Below are 15,998 nucleotides of genomic sequence, written 5' to 3' on the forward strand. Positions count from 1 at the left end.
GATGGTTATGTCCATGTCCGAGCGAATGACGATCGAAGTCGACGGCCGCGTGGCCAGTTATCTGACGGCGGGCGAGCGGGGCCCGGTGGTGTTGCTGTTGCACGGCACGTACTGGAGCCGGGTCTGGGCGCCGGTGATCGACGGGCTGGCGGCGGCGGGGCTGCGTCCTGTGGCGGTGGATCTGCCGGGGCTGGGGCGTTCCGGCGGGGAGCTGACGGCGGAGACGGCGGCGGTTCCGGCGCTGGCGGCGTGGGTGGCCCGGTTCGCGGCCGCGGTCGGCGCGGGGGAGCGGCTCTCGGTGGCGGGGCACGACATCGGCGGTGCGGTCGCCCAGCACCTGCTGGTGGAGGGGAAGCCGGAGGTGCGGCGGCTGGCGCTGGTCAACTCGGTCACATACGACTCCTGGCCGGTACCCGGCGTGGCCCGTTACCGGGATCCGGCCGTGGTGGCGGCCACGACCGTGGAGGAACTGCTGGCCGCCCGCCGCAAGGCGGTCACCACCGCGCTCGCCCGGCCGGCCACCGAGGCGGAGCTGGCCGATTACCTTGATCCGTGGAACGACCCGCGGGTGGGCCGGTCGTGGATGGCGCTGGCGGGCGCGGCCGACAGCCGTTACACGCTGGACCTGGTGCCCGCACTCAAGGCCGATGGGACGCCGAAGCTGCTGGTGTGGGGGGAGGACGACACGTTCCAGGAGGTCCGGTACGCCGAGCGCTTCGCCGCCGAGGTGCCGGACACGACGCTGGTGCGCGTTCCCGGGGCGGGGCACATCCCGATGGAGAACGATCCGGCCGGGGTCACCCGGGCGCTGGCGGAGTTCTTTCTCGGCTGAGACCACCGCGGGCGACGAGGGCGACGGTGGTGAGCAGGGCCAGGGCGGCCGCCAGGGCGGGTGCGGGGCCGGTCGTGAGGTGGAGGAGGGCGCCGGTCAGGGCGCCGAGGAACATCGCGGCGATGGAGGCGGATCGACGCAGGGCGGCCCGGCCCGGCGTGTCGGCGGCCAGGCTCGTGAGGGTCGTGGTGAGGACGTTGGTGACCAGGTCGGGTACGCCGAGCGCGCGTACGGACGCGTTCTGCAGGCCCATGCCGCAGGCGAGCAGCACGATGAGGGCCGCCTGGGACCAGGTCGTGCGGTGTCCGGCCGTGAGGGCGACGGTGAGGGCGGCGGCGACGAGGAGCGCGTGTACGGCGGTGGCGGCAACAAACGCCCGTCGCGGGTTCGCGGTCCGCCTGATCGCCCGGCCAGCGCTCCAGGCGCCGGCTCCGAAGGCGACGAGGGCCGCCGGGGAGGCCCATCTGGACATCTCGGCCTCCCCGGCCAGGGCGAAGCTGAGGAAGACGATGTTGCCGGTCATGTTGGCGACGAAGACGCGGCCCAGGCCGAGGAAGCTGACGGCGTCGACGAGGCCGGTGACGAAGGCCAGGAGGATCAGCAGGGCGGGCAGGACGCCGTGCGGGTTGGCGCCGCGCGGGAAGAGCCCGTCGGCGACCCGTCGCAGCCCACTCCGCACCAGCCTTCCGGGGCGTCTGCGCGCGGCTGGCATGGTGGGCGGCTCCTTGGCGAGGTCGCGGGCGGTTCGCCTGGGGTCTTCCCCGGTGACGGGCCGCCGCACTCGCGGGGGTGAAACGCGACGGCCGAACGGCACCGATCGCCGGGTTCCGCTCGGCACCCCGCCGCGCTCGCGGGGGTGAAACGCGACGAGCGCGCGTCCCGTTGCGGGACGCGCGCTCGTTCGGCGCCGGGGGAAGGCCGGCCAGGAGGTGCCTGGGGGAGTCCGGTCAGTAGGCGCCTGGGGGAAGTCCAGCCTGGAGGGGGACGGCCCGGTCAGGAACGGTACTGGGGGTAGCCGTAGCCGACGACCTGGGACTTGGGACGGACGCGCTCCTCGACCTTGCCGTTGCCGGTGTTGCCCTCGACGGTCGAGATGGTGCCGTCGCCGTTGTCCTTCTCGACGAACCCGACGTGCTTGATGTCGTCGAGGTTCTTGCTGCCGCTCCACGAGAAGTACACGATGGCGCCGGGCTTGGCCTCGGTGCCGAAGCGGTGGTTGGCCTGGAACCACTTGGCGTGGGCGACGGTCCAGGCGTCCCAGCCGATCTGCGAGCGGGCGCCGGTCTGCTCGCCCACCCAGGAGACGAACATCGCGCACCAGGCGGCGTTCAGGTAGTCGGCGCGGCTGCCGCCGTCACGGGCGATGGTCTCCGCGGCGCGCTGCGAGTTGGCGTACCAGCGCTGGAACTTGGTGCCGCCGCCGGCCGCGTTCTCGGTGATGCCGACCTGGGACTTGGCGAGGGCCAGGACCTCGCCGGCGGTGGCGCTGACCTTGGCCTCGCGCGAGCGCTCGGCGTGGTCGGCGACGGTGGCGGTGCCGGCGACGGTGTCGATCGGCTGCTTGTCCGCTGCGGTGGCGCTGGTCATGTGGGCGCCGAACGCGGTCCCGAGGATGGTGGCGCCGAGAAGGGCGCGGGCGATGTTGGTCTTCGCAGCAGAGGTAAAGCGGATGTTGGCCATCGAGGGGGTTTACTCCTTGCTTCCATGCCGCTTACCGGGTTAGCTGACGGGTTCGGACGTGGAAGCTGCCCTACGGCACCGAAGTGCCGATTCACCCCAAAGGACGTGGGTCCCCGGTTCCGCCCGAGGGCGGATTCAGCGGTCACAGGACGTTCCTGTGATGTGTCTTGCGATGGTCGGACAAGTCCGGACAAACCGGACGTATGTCTCAAGAATGCCTCAAACGTAATGCATAAGGCAAGAGCGTTACAAATCGATAAAGGCCCAGCTAGGCGACCTGCCTGCGAGCCTCGGCCAGAAGCCCCATCATGGCAAGGGATTCGTCGAGCGGCATGATCGAACTTTCGGTCCTGCCTTCGGCCGTCGCGGCCCGGACCTCGCGGAGCTCCCCGGCGTACCCGTTGTCGGCCGGATCGAGGATGTACTCCTCCGGCTCCATGGAGGGCCCGGAGAGCAGAATCCGCGGCGTAGCCCAGAACGGTGCCTGGAGGTCCGCCCGCATCTGAGTCCCTACAACACTGGCATGGTTCGGGTAATTCCCGAGCAACGAAGTCTCCACGAGAGCCTTCCTGCCACCGGGGTAGAGCAGCACGCCGCCGGCCTCCGCGTCGACGCCGTTGGGCGCCAGACTGCCGGTGATCCGCAGGTCGGAGGGCATGCCGAGGATCAGCTGGGCCAGCCCGAACGGGTAGATCCCCAGGTCCAGGAGCGCCCCGCCACCGAGCTCCGGCGCCCACAGCCGGTGCTCCGGGTCGTAGGGCTTGGCGAAGCCGAAGGAGGCGTGCACCGAGCGGAGGTCGCCGAAGCGCTCGTCGGCCGCGATCTTCTGGACGAGCGGGTTGAACCGCATCCACATCGCTTCCATCAGGAACACGCCCGCCTCGCGCGCCAGGCGTACCATCTTCTCCGCGTCGTCCACGGTGGCGGCCAGCGGCTTCTCGCACAGCACGGCCTTGCCCGCGGCGATGGCGACCTCGGCCACCTCCAGGTGCTGGGCGTGCGGCGTCGCCACGTAGATCGCGTCCACGGCCGGGTCGGCGCAGAGCCGCTCATAGGAGTCGTACGCGGACTCCGCCCCCAGCGTGGCGGCCAGTGCCTGCGCCCGCCCCAGGTTCCTCGATCCGACGGCGGCCACCCGCATGCCCGGTTCGGCCGCGATGGCCGCCCCGACGGTCCGCGCAATATTCCCTGTCGCCGCTATGCCCCACGCAAATTCCCGCACGCGGGAGATCGTAGACGAGTCAGGTCATGTTGAACGTGTCGGGGTCGGGTCCGATCCGCTGGCCCCTGTTCATCGCGCCGATGGCGGCCATGTCCTCGGCGTCGAGGATGAAGTCGAAGACGCCGATGTTCTCGGCGATGCGCGCCGGGGTGACCGACTTGGGGATCGCGACGTGGCCCAGCTGCAGGTGCCAGCGGAGCACGATCTGCGCGGGCGTCTTGCCGCACTTGTCCGACAGCTTGGCCAGCGCGGGGTCGTTCAGCAGGCCCTGGCCCTGGCCGAGCGGGCTCCACGCCTCGGTGAGGATGCCGTTGGCCTCGTGGAAGGCGCGCAGCTCGCGCTGCTGGAGATACGGGTGCAGCTCGATCTGGTTGATGGAGGGCACGAGGTCGGTCTCGTTCATGAGGCGGGTGAGGTGGGCGATGCTGAAGTTGGAGGTGCCGATGGCCTTGGCGCGCCCGTCACGGTAGATCTTCTCGATCGCCTTCCACGCCTGCACGTACTTGTCCTGCTGCGGCACCGGCCAGTGGATGAGGAAAAGGTCGATGTAGTCGAGGCCGAGCCGGGCCAGGGACTCGTCGAAGGCCGCCTCCGCGCGGCCGTGGTTGGCGTTCCACAGCTTGGTGGTCACGAACAGCTTCCGGCGCGGCAGCTCACTTTCGCGTACGGCCTGCCCCACGCCTTCCTCGTTGTCGTACGCGGCGGCGGTGTCCACGTGCCGGTAACCGGCCTTGAGCGCGGTCGTGACGGCCTGCGCGGCCTCGTCGGCGGGGACCTGCCAGACGCCGTAGCCGAGCTGCGGGATCTGCACGCCGTCGGTGTTGAGCATGAGCGAGTTCATACTCTCCATTGTTCACGTCGCGTTTCTGGTGGCTTAAGGCGGCGGGGCTAGCTTGAAGCGGTCGTGAACGGGCCATCACCCGGCTGGGAGGACAGGAGTGGTCGAACAGGCGTCGGCCTGGGTGGAGTCACCGCTCCAGATGCTGTGCGCCGTCGAGGCCCATTACGCGGGCGTGCTCGGCCCCGAGACTGTGGTCGTGCCGCGCGCCGGTCTGAGGCCGTTGAAGGCCACGCGTCGGGAGCTGAGGTCGCTTGGGCTGCCCGACGGCCTGGAGCTGGCGGAGCCGCGTGAGCGCATGCCCAGGCGCGTGCAGGCCGTCGGTGACGCCTTCTCCGGCAGGGTGCAGGTGCGCTGGCTCACCTCGCGTCCCGGACGCATCGTCATCGTGGACGACGGGCTGGCCACGCTCCGGCTGCTGGAGCTGCTGGCCGCGGGGCCGTACCGGCCGCTGCTGCGGGCCAGGGCCCAGCCGACCAAGCTGCGCTCCGTGCTGGGCCTGGCGGCCGCGCTGCGGCTGCGCCTGAGCGACGTGTCGGTCTTCACCGCCCTGCCCGTGGACGAGGCTCTGGCGGACGGCGTACGGCAGGCCGGGATCAACCTGGTACGCCACCAGTTCGACTGGCTGCGTGCCCAGCCGCCCAGCGCGGAGGGGCCCGCGGAGCGCACGGTCGTCCTCGGCACCTCGCTCGTCCGGAACGGGCTCGTGCACCGCGACCACTACCTGCGCTGGCTGACGGACCTGGCGGCCCAGGAGCCGCTCGCGTACTACCCGCACCGCCGCGAGGACCCCGTGGACGTGGCCCTGATCAGGGAGCGCCCCGGCATCACCGTGCACGACGTGGGCGCGCCGGCCGAGCTGACGCTGCGCGGCCTGGACGCGGGCCAGCGCGTGCTCAGCCTGCCCTCGACCGCGATCACCTCGCTGCGGGTGCTGCTCAGCCCGCGCGGTGTCGCCGTGGAGCCCGTGGACGTTCCAGACGACTGGTGGACCAGCAGGGCGGCCCCCGCCCTTCGCTCGCATCTGACAGGAGTGTCCGGTTGAAAGTGTTGGCGGTCGCCGACTCCGACTCGTATCTGAAGTGGGCGGCCTGCCTGCTCGGCGACCTTCCCCCCGGTGGCACGGCGGAGCTCGTGGTGGTGCGCACGCCGATCGCGCCCTCGCCGGAGCAGATCGCCGCCGCCGTGGGCGGTCTGGAGCCGCCGCCGGTGGTGTCGGCGCGGTCCGTGCGGCGGCTGGCCGAGCGCATGCGCCCGGACGTGGTGCTGGTGGCCTGCACGGGCCCGGTGGTGGACGTGCTGGTGGCCGACGTGCTCGGCGACCTGCGGCCGCGGCCGGTGTTCGTGAGCGGGCTGCCGGGCATCTCGGTGCCGGCGACGGAGAAGGCGTGGTTGTTCCGCAGCGGGTGCGACCTGTTCGTGGTGCACAGCGAGCGTGAGGTGGCCGAGTTCTCGGAGATCGCCGGCCGGCTCGGCGGGGGAGGGGCGGTGGGGCTGGCCAGGCTGCCGTTCCTGCGCTCCGACGTGGTCGCCGGGGGCGGGAACCGGGTCGTGTTCGCCACCCAGGCCAAGGTGCCGCGGGAGCGCCAGGACCGCGAGCGGATCCTGCTGGCGCTGGCCGAGCTGGCCCGGCTGCGGCCCGAGCTGGACGTGGTGGTCAAGCTGCGGGCCCTTGAGGACGAGCGGCAGACGCACAACGAGCGCCACCACTACCAGCGGCTGTGGCGGGAGATGGGCGAGCCGGGGCGGGTGGAGTTCGCGGCGGGGTCGATGCACGACCAGCTCGAACGGGCGGCCGGGTTCGTCACGGTGAGCTCGACGGCGGCGCTGGAGGCGATCGCGCTGGGCGTGCCGTCGCTGGTGCTGGAGGACTTCGGCGTCAGCGCCGAGATGATCAACCTGGTGTTCGAGGGCAGCGGGCTGCTGGGCACGCTCGACGACCTGGCGAAGGGCGGCTTCCGGGCGGCCTCTCCCGGGTGGTGCGAGGCCAACTACTTCCACCCGCCGGCGCACAACGACTGGGCCGGGCGGCTGGCCGGGCTGGTGGCGGGCGGGTCGCGCGTACCGGCTCGATCGCTGCTGGACGGGCCGGAGCACGCGGCGGCGCGGCGGCGGGCCAGGCTGCGGGTGGAGGTGCATCCCTCGATGCTGCGGGCCGGCTACCGGGCCAAGCGCCGCATGCGCCGCTACCTCAAGGCCCTCGGCTGACCGCCGCCCTCCCGGCCCGGCGAGCCCACCGCCCCACCTGAGCGGCACGTCCGTCCCTCCGAGGGACAGCTTGAGGTGCGGCTCACGCGCGCCCGTTTCCCCGAAGGACCGCCTGAGGCGCGGCCATTCGCGCTCCTTTCCCCCGAAAGGACCGCCTGGGGCGCGGCCATTCGCGCTCCTTTTCCCCGAAAGGACCGCAACCCCGGACGGCGGGAGAGGGTCCCTCCCGTCGCCCGGGGTTGCGGTCCTCTGGGACGCGCGGCGGCGAGCCCGGCCGTGGTGCGGTGGCGGGATCGGCCGGGGTTGCGGTCGCCGGGGAAGTGCGGGGGCCGGAGCTCCCGCCACTGGCCTCACGCAGAAAGGCCGCAACCCCGGTGTCGGGGTTGCGGCCTTTCTGGGGAGAGCTGTCAGATCGCCGAGCGGATCTTCCGGCGCAGCCGGGTGAGCGCCGTGGGGCGGGCCACCAGGCCGAGGGTCTCCAGGCGCTTGCGCTTGAAGTAGCGGGCGTCGAACTCGATGCTCGCCGGCCGCAGCTCCGGGTACGTCTCGGCCTGCATGCAGTAGCCCACCGCCCGGACGAGCCCGCGCAGGTCCACCGCCGTCGGGTGCTCGATGCCGCCGTCCGGCGACAGCCGGGGCAGCAGCGCGTCCACGATCGTGACCGGGATCCGGTTGCTGTTCTCGTACGGCGCCAGCCGGTCGAGCACCATCTCCGTGCCGTACGCGGCCACCTGCAGCCCGAAGTAGCGCTGCGCGGTCAGCAGCCCGGTCGAGAAGCAGCCCACGACGAGTTCGGGCCGCAGTGCCGCGAAGCACACCTCGGCGGGCACGCTCTCGGCGGCCACCGACAGCCGCACGCCCAGGGGTTCGGCCGCGGCCCGCAGGAGCTGGGCGTGGCGCCGCCCGGCGGCCGGGTGCGGCTTGAAGACGATGTCGGTGTAGCCGCGCGCGGCCAGGGCCTTGAGCATCGTCTCGTGCAGCGCCGCCTCCTCCTCCGGGGTGACGATCTCCAGGGCCGACAGGTACTGGCCGAGGATCATCGCCTGCCCGGGCAGCATGTCGGGGGCGGTGGCGGTGACCTCGTGCACGACCGACATGAACCGCTCGTCCGGCAGGATCGAGGGTGCGACGTCGTACTCGCTGAGCAGCAGCGGGGTCAGGCCCGGCACGAGGTCCAGGTGGAACAGGCGGCCGATGCGGCGGTAGATCTCCGCCGGCAGCGGGTCGCGGGTGGGGCCGTAGCTCATCAGGCCGTCGGAGTAGACGGTGATCGGGCAGTCGCGCACCAGCCCGGCGATGGTCCGGGCCGGGGGCACCGCGATGGACTCCAGCACCAGCTCCTCGACCCCGTCCAGGCCCCAGACGGAGCGGATGAGGCGCTCCATCATCGGCACCTCGATGACGCGGGCGCGCCAGTCGGAGGGGTGCAGCGGCGCGATGAGGTCGTTCCACGAGTGCACCGCGTCGAAGCGCGAGCGCAGCACGGCGAAGCCGGGCGACCTGTCGAGCGGCGCCGTCACCTCGGGGATGGCCGCGTTGTTCGACACGATCAGGATGCGGCGCCCGTCGCCGAAGCGGCCGTCGTCGATGGCGGCGGCCAGCGACATCGCGCCGAACAGCGTCGAGGCGTAGAAGACCTTCACTATGTCTCCTCCCGGTCGCGGCGGACCCGGACGTGCGGGCTGGGCGGCAGGTCGGGCACCAGGGCCCGCAGCGTGGTCTCGCGTTCGACGGACATGCGCGCCACCGACTCCGACACCAGTTCGGCGGGCAGGGCGCGCACCATGTGGGCGCCGCGCTCCTCGAAGCGGGAGCGCAGCGCCGGGGTGAACCGGTCGGCGATCTCCAGGTGGTGGGCGAGCAGCGCGCAGAAGTTCCGCACCGCCTTGGGCAGGAACTCCGGCTCGAGATCCTTGAACACCAGGTCGAACGCGTCGAAGAAGTGCAGCTGGCGTTCGTCGCCGACCTGGGTCAGCGACCCGGACACCAGGCGGCGGTAGAACACCCCGGCCAGCGACACCACCGCGAACGTGGCGGCCTCCCGGTGCAGGCGCCAGATCCACGGCCGGTCCTCGGCGGTGTGCAGGGAACCGGGGAAGTGCAGCAGGTCGCGAAGGGAGCGCCGGTAGATCCCGGCCCACGCGTACGGGTAGTCGACCATGGTCCGCACGCCGGCGGGCAGGATCGCCTCCCGTGGGTCGAGCACCACGCCCCTCCGCGCCATGGGGGCGCGGTGCACGACCCGTTTGCGGCCCTCGACCTGCACGTGGTCGGCGCGTACGAAGTCGCAGCCGAGCCCGTCGATCGCCTCGACGAGCCGTGGCAGGTAGCCCGGGGCGAGCCAGTCGTCGGCGTCCATGAACGTGACATACCGGCCGGAGGCGGCCGACAGGCCCGTGTTGCGGGCGTCGGCCAGCCCGACGGGGGCCGGGTTGCGCAGCATGGTCAGCCCGGGCAGGTCGCGGGTGAAGTCGTCGACGATGTCCGCGGTGGCGTCCGTGGATCCGTCGTTGACGACGATGAACTCGAAGTCGTGCCGGGCGTTGCGGCAGAGCGACGACAGTGTGTCGGCGATGTACTTCTCGCCGTTCAGCACCGGCACGACGACCGAGAGAGTGATCAAGAGTGGTTTCTCCAGAGTGCGGACGAGGTCAGACGGTCACCCGGCGCAGGCGGGCCTTGGGCGCCTCCTCGCCGGGGAAGACGCGCTTGACGCCGTCGCCCATGGCCTGCTCGATGATGCGGATGTCACGGACGAGGTGCTCGAGGCCGGCCGGCTCCAGCGAGGCGGCGTGGTCGGAGCCCCACATGGTGCGGTCGAGCGTGATGTGCCGCTCCACGGTGACCGCGCCGAGCGTGACCGCGGCCAGGGAGATCTGCAGGCCGCGCTCGTGGCCGGAGTAGCCGACGGGCACGCCGTAGCGCTCCTTGAGCGTGGTGATCGTGCGCAGGTTCGCCTCTTCCGGCGGCAGCGGGTACGTGGACGTCGCGTGCATCATGATCAGCTTGTCGGTGCCGAGGATCTCGACGGCCGCGTCGATCTCCGACAGCGTGGACATGCCGGTGGACAGGATGATCGGCTTGCCGGTGGCGGCCAGGACCCGCAGCAGCTCGTGGTCGGCGACGCTGGCCGAGGCCACCTTGTGGACGAGGACGTCCATCTCCTCCAGGAACTCCACGGAGGGAACGTCCCACGGCGAGGCGAACCAGTGCAGGCCGCGCTCGTCGCAGTATTTCGCGATCTGCCGGTACTCGTCGTAACCGAACTCGGTCCGCTCCTTGTACTCCAGGTACGTCATCTCGCCCCACGGCGTCTGCCTGATCTGGCCCTTCTGCTCCTCGGGCACGCAGATCGCGGGGGTGCGCTTCTGGAACTTGACCGCCTGGCAACCGGCCTCGGCCGCCACGTCGATGAGGCGGCGGGCGATGTCGATGTCGCCGTTGTGGTTGATGCCGATCTCGCCGATCACGTACACGGGCTCGCCGTCACCGACCAGGACGTCGCCGATCGCGACGGGGCCGAGCCTGGGCCGCGTGCGGACCTCGGCGGCGGGCGGCTCGGGCCGGGCGGCCACGACGCGGTCGCACAGCTCGCGCACGGCGCCGGACCCGCCGGCCCTGGTCAGCACGACCCTGGCGGCGGCGCGCACGCGCGGGTGGGCGTCGGGGGTGGCGATGGCCCAGCCGACCTCGGCCATCGGGCCCAGGTCGTTGACGTCGTTGCCGACGTAGGCGACGCGGGCCGGGTCGAGGCCCTCGATGGTCAGCCAGTCGCGCAGCACGGTCCGCTTCTCGGCCAGGCCCTGCAGCACGGGGACGCCGAGCTTGCGGGCGCGGGCGGCCACCACCGGGTTGTGCTCGGTGGACATGACCAGCACCTTCACCCCGGACCGCTTCAGCAGCGCGATGCCCATCCCGTCGGAGCGGCTGACGAGCACCATCTCGCGGCCGTCGGAGTCGACGTAGGCGCGGTCGTCGGTGTGCACGCCGTCGAAGTCGGTGATGACGGCGTCCACGTCGATCGGCTCGGGCTCGTCGATGAACGGGGCGAGCGCGCGCACCAGCTCCAGGTCGTCCGGGTTGTCGATCTCGACGGCGTGCTTGGGCGACACCGGCTGGACGGCGACCTGGCCGAAGAAGCGGTGGCCGTGCTCGCGCAGGCCGGAGGTGCGCATGACGTAGAAGGCGCCGTTCTCGCGGAACTCGGGGTCGCGGTCCTGGCGGCGCTGCCGGACGGCGGGGTCGTGGTTGATGCCGCCTCCGGCGGCGGTCCACAGGAACTCGTGCGTCGGCAGCCCCGACACGACCGAGTCGGCCTCCCCGTCCAGCACCTTGCGCACGGCCTCGGACAGGTTCTCCGGGTCGATGAACGCGCTGGTGCATTGCACCAGCACGACGACCTCGGGGTCCTCGCCGAGGGCGTCGAGTGCGTGCAGCACCGCCGACTCGCTGGAGGCGGTCGCGCCGCTCAGCTCCTCGGGCCGCTCCACGACGATCGCCCCCGCCTCACGGGCGGTCTCGGCGATGCCCGCGTGGTCGGTGCTGACCACGACCTGGTCCACGAGCTCGGCCCGCCGGGCGGCCCGTACCGCTCGGGTGACCAGCGGGACGCCGCCGACCAGGGCGAGGTTCTTCAGGGGTACGCCCGCCGAACCTCCGCGGGCGGGAACTACGGCCAGGACTCGCAAGATCTGTCTCCTCAGTGCATCGGACTGCACCAGAAGCTAGAGGCCCGGATTGAACGGCCAGCGTCACCATCATTAACTTTCCATGGGGATCCGGTAGAGGAGTTCTGGCCGGCCGACTCCTCCGTATTGCGGGATGCGGGCCGCCGCCCCCAGCTCGACCAGGTATTCCAGGTAGCGGCGGGCCGTCACGCGGGACACCCCGATCGCGTCGGCCACGGCTTGGGCGGCCATGCCCTCGGGGCTGTCGCGCAGCTTCGCGGCGACCGTGTCGAGGGTGTCGCGCGCCATGCCCTTCGGCAGCTCTGAGCTGCCCCGAAGGGTGCCGAGGACCCGGTCCACGTCCCCTTGCCCGACGGCCAGGCCCGCCTCGTCCTTGAACCGGGCGTAACGCGTCAGCTTTTCGGAGAGTGTCGCGTAGGTGAACGGTTTGAGCAGGTACTGGGAGATGCCGAGGGAGACCGCGGAGCGCACCATGGCCAGGTCGCGGGCCGAGGTGACGGCGATCACGTCGCACATGAGCCCGCCCGCGCGGATCGCCCGGCACACCTCCAGCCCGTGCATGTCCGGCAGGTACAGGTCGAGCAGGACGAGGTCCACGGGCTTGCCGCGCAGGAACCGCAGGGCCGCGCCGCCGGTCCTGACCACGCCGGCCACCTCGAAGCCCGGGGTCCGCTCGATGTAGATGCGGTTGGCCTCGGCCGTGATCTCCTCGTCCTCCACGACGAGCACGGATATCTTCGCGCCCGATCCCGGCGCCGAGATGGTCATCGCACCCGCTCCGGCACCGGCAGCCGCACGGTGAACACCGAGCCCTTCACGTCGATGGTGCCGCCCAGCCGCCGCACCGCCTGCCCCACCAGCGCCAGCCCCAGCCCGCGCCCGTCGCCCTTGGTGGTCCAGCCCTTCGCGAACGCCTGCGGGTCGGCCAGCCCGGGGCCGTTGTCGGCGACCCTGAGGAGGACCTCGCCGCCTCCCGCGCTGAGGTGGACCTCCACCCGGGAGGCCGCCTCGATGGCGTTGTCGATCAGGTTGCCCACGATGGTGACGAGCTCGCGCGGGTCGAGGCCCAGGTCGTCGAGCTCGCTGTCCTGGCTGATCACGAGTTCGGCGCCGCGTTCGGCGGCCTCGGCGCTCTTGCCGAGCAGCAGCGCGGCGAGCACCGGCTCGCGTACCGCGCCGACCACCCGGTCGGTCAGCTCCTGCGCGGCGCGCAGCTCCGCCGTGCCGAGCGCCACGGCCTGTTCGGTACGGCCCAGCTCCACCAGCGTGATGACGGTGTGCAGCCGGTTGGCGGCCTCGTGGGCGGCCGAGCGCAGCGAGTCCGCGAAGTCGCGCTCGGCGGTGAGCTGCCCGGTCAGCGCCTGGAGTTCGGTGTGGTCGCGCACGGTCACGACGGTGCCGAGCCGGCTGGCGGCGCTGTTGACCGCGAGGACGCGGTCGCCGACCAGGTGGACGCGCTCGTCGTCGTCGGCCAGCACCTGCGAGAGGCCGAGTTCGTCCACGTGCCGTCCTTCGGCGTCGGCGGGCAGGCCGAGCAGCATCCTGGCGGCGTCGTTGCAGAGCGTCAGCGTGCCGTCCTTGCCCACCAGCAGCAGGCCCTCCCGGACGGCGTGCAGGACGGCGTCGTGGTGCTCGTGGATGCGGCCCAGCTCCACCGGGCCGAGGCCGTGCGTCTGGCGGCGCAGCCGCGCGGTGACCAGCCAGGTGCCGGCGGCGCCCAGCGAGAGCGCGAGCGCGACGATGAGGCCGCCCCAGGCGAGCTGGTCGCGGACCCTGGCGCTGATCTTGTTGATCGTGATGCCCGCGCTGACCAGCGCCCGGACCCGGCCGTCCGACATGACGGGGGTCACCACCCGCCTGGACTCGCCGAGTGTGCCGGTGTAGGTCTCGGTGAACGTCTCGCCCGCCAGCGCCCGCTCGGTGTGGCCGAGGTAGTGCTTGCCGATCTCGGCGGGGTTCGGGTGGGTGTAGCGGGTGCCGTCGGGTTTCATGATGGTGATGAAGTCGACGCCCGTCTGGTGGCGTACCTGCTCGGCGTACGGCTGCAGCCGTACGGACGGGTTCGGGTCGTCGAGGGCGGCCAGCACGCTGGGCGAGGCGGCCACGCTCACCGCGACGGCCCTGGCCTTGCTGCTCGCCTCGTCGGTGAGCAGCTCGTGCGCCTGCACGAGCGCGAGCACCGCGAGGCCCGCCACCGTGACGGCGACCACGAGCAGCTGCAGGACCAGCATCTGGCCCGCCAGGCTCCAGCGCCGCATCTGACATCTCCCCTGTGAACGAAACTTACTCAATGGTGACCTATGTCACTGTGAGGGGCATACTCGGGCGTCTAGAAGGTCATTCCATCACCGCTGGAGAGCCCCCCATGCGTGATCGCACTCGCTACCTCTATCTGGCCGTCATCGGGGCGGTCCTACTCGGCATCCTGGTCGGATTCGTCTGGCCGGACGTGGGCAAGGAGCTCAAACCGCTCGGCACCGGCTTCGTGGCGCTCATCCAGATGGTGATCGGGCCGATCATCTTCTGCACGATCGTGCTGGGCATCGGCTCGGTACGCCAGGCGGCCAAGGTCGGCAAGGTCGGCGGCCTCGCGCTCGGCTACTTCATCGTCATGTCCACGGTAGCCCTGCTCATCGGCCTGCTGGTCGGCAACGTCATCGACCCGGGCTCCGGGCTGCACCTCAGCGACGCCGCCAAGCAGGCCGCGGAGGCGCAGGCGGCCAAGGGCGGCGAGTCCACCACGGTCGACTTCCTGCTCGGCATCATCCCGAAGACGCTGGTGTCCTCGCTCACCGGCGGCTCGGTGCTGCAGGCGCTGCTCGTGGCGCTGCTGGCCGGGTTCGCGATCCAGGCCATGGGCACCAAGGGCGAGCCGATCCTGCGCACCATCGAGCACTTCCAGCGGCTGACGTTCCGCATCCTCGCCATGATCATGTGGGCCGCGCCCGTCGGCGCGTTCGGCGCGATCGCCGCGGTCGTCGGGGAGACCGGGCTCGAGGCGCTCAAGAGCCTGGCGATCATCATGGTCGCCTTCTACATCACGTGCCTGCTGTTCGTCGGCGTCGTGCTCGGCTCGATCCTGTGGCTGGTCGCCCGGATCAACCTGTGGTCGCTGCTGAAGTACCTGGGCCGCGAGTTCCTGCTCATCCTGTCCACCTCCTCGTCGGAGACGGCCCTGCCCAGGCTCATCGCCAAGATGGAGCACCTGGGTGTGAGCAAGACCGTGGCCGGCATCACCGTGCCGACCGGCTACTCCTTCAACCTCGACGGCACCGCGATCTACCTGACCATGGCCACGCTGTTCATCGCCGAGGCCACCGGGGCGCCGCTGCAGTTCGGCGAGCAGATCGCGCTGCTGCTGTTCATGATGATCGCCTCCAAGGGCGCCGCGGGCGTGACCGGGGCCGGGCTGGCCACGCTGGCCGGCGGGCTGCAGGCGCACCGTCCCGCGCTGGTCGACGGCGTCGGCCTCATCGTGGGCATCGACCGCTTCATGTCCGAGGCCAGGGCGCTGACGAACTTCGCCGGCAACTCCGTCGCCACCGTGCTGGTCGCCGTCTGGACCGGCGACTTCGACCGGGAGCGCGCGACCCAGGTGCTCGCCGGGAACGCGCCGTTCGACGAGGCCACGCTGCTGGACGAGGACGACGACGACAACCGTCCCGGTCCCGACGAGACGGGCGACCGGGAGCTGTCGAAGGTCTAGAGCTTGCGGGCGATGCCCGCGTAGCCCAGCCGCGACATGTCCGCGTCGAGGAAGATCGGGATGTCGCGATCGATGTACGGCCACCCGAGCTCCGGCCCGATGCCGTTGGCGAGGTGGCCGGGCGGGATGAACTCGAAGTCACCGAAGAAGGCCGCGATCTCCTTGCCGGGTCGCGGCCTGAACGGCATGTTGGCCTGCTGGTAGAACTCGACCACCCGGTCCGTCAGCGCCGAGTGGGAGTCGCTGCCCACGTGCGAGATGGCCAGATAGCTGCCCGGCGCCATCGCCTCGCGGTAGCCGGCCACGAACGTGCTCGGGTCGTCCTCGTCGGGGATCAGATGCAGGATGAACATCATCAGCACGGCCATCGGCCGCTCGAAGTCCAGGAGTGCGCGCACTTCGGGGTTGGCCAAGATCTCCTTCGGCCGGCGCACGTCGCCCAGCACCATGGCCACCCGGTCCGGGTCGGCCAGCAGGGCCCTGCCGTGCGTGGCCACCACCGGGTCGTTGTCCACGTAGACCACGCGGGCATCGGGGGTGTGGCGGAGCGCGACCTCGTGCACGTTCTCCTGCGCCGGCAGGCCGGAGCCGAGGTCAAGGAACTGCGTGATGCCCTGTTCGCACAGGTAACGCACGAACCGGCCAATGAGCGCCCGGTTCTCCCTGGTGCCTTCACGGGTTTCGGGAACCGCGCTCAGGACCAGTTCGGCCAGATCCCTGTCGGCCTGGAAATTGTCCTTGCCACCCAGGAAGTAGTCGTACATGCGCGCCGCGTTAGGGATGTGAGGGTCGACGCCCTGCGGCGCTTGTTCCGTCATGGCACC

14 protein-coding genes and 1 riboswitch are annotated in these 15,998 nt (G+C 71.3%); of the genes, 4 read left to right on the top strand and 10 right to left on the bottom strand.

Annotation, left to right across the window (positions count from 1 at the left end; all coding sequences use genetic code 11):
* Positions 1-13 precede the first annotated feature (13 nt).
* Positions 14-832: an alpha/beta hydrolase gene (locus ABZX61_RS07350; RefSeq protein ID WP_355192289.1), complete on the top strand. Its 819-nt coding sequence runs from the start codon at positions 14-16 to the stop codon at positions 830-832.
* Here ABZX61_RS07350 and ABZX61_RS07355 read toward each other — a convergent pair.
* The 4 genes from ABZX61_RS07355 to ABZX61_RS07370 form a co-directional block, all read right to left on the bottom strand.
* Positions 798-1,544 carry a YoaK family protein gene (locus tag ABZX61_RS07355; protein ID WP_355192291.1) on the bottom strand — a complete coding sequence of 249 codons (747 nt, stop codon included), beginning with the start codon at positions 1,542-1,544 and terminating at the stop codon, positions 798-800. The genes ABZX61_RS07350 and ABZX61_RS07355 overlap by 35 nt on opposite strands.
* Positions 1,545-1,825: 281 nt before the next feature.
* Positions 1,826-2,512, bottom strand: a complete 687-nt coding sequence (locus tag ABZX61_RS07360; RefSeq protein WP_350726829.1) for a CHAP domain-containing protein — start codon at positions 2,510-2,512, stop codon at positions 1,826-1,828.
* Between the two features lie 13 nt (positions 2,513-2,525).
* A riboswitch (cyclic di-AMP (ydaO/yuaA leader) is annotated at positions 2,526-2,663 on the bottom strand.
* A 117-nt stretch (positions 2,664-2,780) separates the two neighbouring features.
* Entirely contained in the window at positions 2,781-3,734 is a 954-nt protein-coding gene (locus tag ABZX61_RS07365; protein ID WP_355192293.1) for a Gfo/Idh/MocA family oxidoreductase, read from the bottom strand.
* Positions 3,735-3,753: 19 nt separating this feature from the next.
* Positions 3,754-4,575, bottom strand: coding sequence for an aldo/keto reductase (locus tag ABZX61_RS07370; RefSeq protein WP_355192294.1), 822 nt, complete (start codon positions 4,573-4,575; stop codon positions 3,754-3,756).
* 97 nt (positions 4,576-4,672) lie between these two features.
* Between ABZX61_RS07370 and ABZX61_RS07375 the strand changes: the two genes are divergently transcribed.
* The gene (locus ABZX61_RS07375; RefSeq protein WP_350726835.1) at positions 4,673-5,617 is read left to right on the top strand and encodes a hypothetical protein; all 945 of its coding nucleotides are present in this window, start codon (positions 4,673-4,675) and stop codon (positions 5,615-5,617) included.
* A 2-nt stretch (positions 5,618-5,619) separates the two neighbouring features.
* On the top strand, positions 5,620-6,780 hold the full coding sequence (locus tag ABZX61_RS07380; protein WP_355192718.1) for a DUF6716 putative glycosyltransferase: 1,161 nt from the start codon (positions 5,620-5,622) through the stop codon (positions 6,778-6,780).
* Positions 6,781-7,187: 407 nt separating this feature from the next.
* Here ABZX61_RS07380 and ABZX61_RS07385 read toward each other — a convergent pair whose 3' ends face one another.
* From ABZX61_RS07385 to ABZX61_RS07405, 5 genes are all read right to left on the bottom strand, one after another.
* Entirely contained in the window at positions 7,188-8,423 is a 1,236-nt protein-coding gene (locus ABZX61_RS07385; RefSeq protein ID WP_355192295.1) for a polysialyltransferase family glycosyltransferase, read from the bottom strand.
* Positions 8,423-9,403, bottom strand: a complete 981-nt coding sequence (locus ABZX61_RS07390) for a glycosyltransferase family 2 protein (RefSeq protein WP_350726839.1) — start codon at positions 9,401-9,403, stop codon at positions 8,423-8,425. Before ABZX61_RS07390 ends, ABZX61_RS07385 begins: the two co-directional genes overlap by 1 nt.
* A 28-nt stretch (positions 9,404-9,431) precedes the next feature.
* Positions 9,432-11,468, bottom strand: coding sequence for an N-acetylneuraminate synthase family protein (locus tag ABZX61_RS07395; RefSeq protein WP_350726841.1), 2,037 nt, complete (start codon positions 11,466-11,468; stop codon positions 9,432-9,434).
* Between the two features lie 72 nt (positions 11,469-11,540).
* Positions 11,541-12,236: a response regulator gene (locus ABZX61_RS07400; RefSeq protein ID WP_355192298.1), complete on the bottom strand. Its 696-nt coding sequence runs from the start codon at positions 12,234-12,236 to the stop codon at positions 11,541-11,543.
* Complete coding sequence (locus ABZX61_RS07405) at positions 12,233-13,726, bottom strand: sensor histidine kinase (protein WP_355192300.1); 1,494 nt, start codon at positions 13,724-13,726, stop codon at positions 12,233-12,235. Before ABZX61_RS07405 ends, ABZX61_RS07400 begins: the two co-directional genes overlap by 4 nt.
* Positions 13,727-13,833: 107 nt before the next feature.
* On the opposite strand from ABZX61_RS07405, the gene ABZX61_RS07410 reads away from it, so the two are divergent.
* Positions 13,834-15,174, top strand: coding sequence for a cation:dicarboxylase symporter family transporter (locus ABZX61_RS07410; RefSeq protein ID WP_355192302.1), 1,341 nt, complete (start codon positions 13,834-13,836; stop codon positions 15,172-15,174).
* Here the strand turns inward: ABZX61_RS07410 and ABZX61_RS07415 are convergent.
* Positions 15,171-15,992, bottom strand: a complete 822-nt coding sequence (locus ABZX61_RS07415) for an SAM-dependent methyltransferase (RefSeq protein ID WP_355192304.1) — start codon at positions 15,990-15,992, stop codon at positions 15,171-15,173. The genes ABZX61_RS07410 and ABZX61_RS07415 overlap by 4 nt on opposite strands.
* Positions 15,993-15,998 lie beyond the last annotated feature (6 nt).

The organism is Nonomuraea sp. NPDC003709 (assembly GCF_040610775.1).
GTDB classification, from domain to species: Bacteria; Actinomycetota; Actinomycetes; order Streptosporangiales; family Streptosporangiaceae; genus Nonomuraea; species Nonomuraea angiospora_A.

What these genes read in the sequence shown, in the direction of transcription:
- ABZX61_RS07405 (WP_355192300.1), bottom strand. Translation starts at nt 13,726, where the DNA reads ATGCGGCGCTGGAGCCTGGCGGGCCAGATGCTGGTCCTGCAGCTGCTC.
- ABZX61_RS07410 (WP_355192302.1), top strand. Translation starts at nt 13,834, where the DNA reads ATGCGTGATCGCACTCGCTACCTCTATCTGGCCGTCATCGGGGCGGTC.
- ABZX61_RS07360 (WP_350726829.1), bottom strand. Translation starts at nt 2,512, where the DNA reads ATGGCCAACATCCGCTTTACCTCTGCTGCGAAGACCAACATCGCCCGC.
- ABZX61_RS07415 (WP_355192304.1), bottom strand. Translation starts at nt 15,992, where the DNA reads ATGACGGAACAAGCGCCGCAGGGCGTCGACCCTCACATCCCTAACGCG.
- ABZX61_RS07370 (WP_355192294.1), bottom strand. Translation starts at nt 4,575, where the DNA reads ATGAACTCGCTCATGCTCAACACCGACGGCGTGCAGATCCCGCAGCTC.
- ABZX61_RS07400 (WP_355192298.1), bottom strand. Translation starts at nt 12,236, where the DNA reads ATGACCATCTCGGCGCCGGGATCGGGCGCGAAGATATCCGTGCTCGTC.
- ABZX61_RS07350 (WP_355192289.1), top strand. Translation starts at nt 14, where the DNA reads ATGTCCGAGCGAATGACGATCGAAGTCGACGGCCGCGTGGCCAGTTAT.
- ABZX61_RS07355 (WP_355192291.1), bottom strand. Translation starts at nt 1,544, where the DNA reads ATGCCAGCCGCGCGCAGACGCCCCGGAAGGCTGGTGCGGAGTGGGCTG.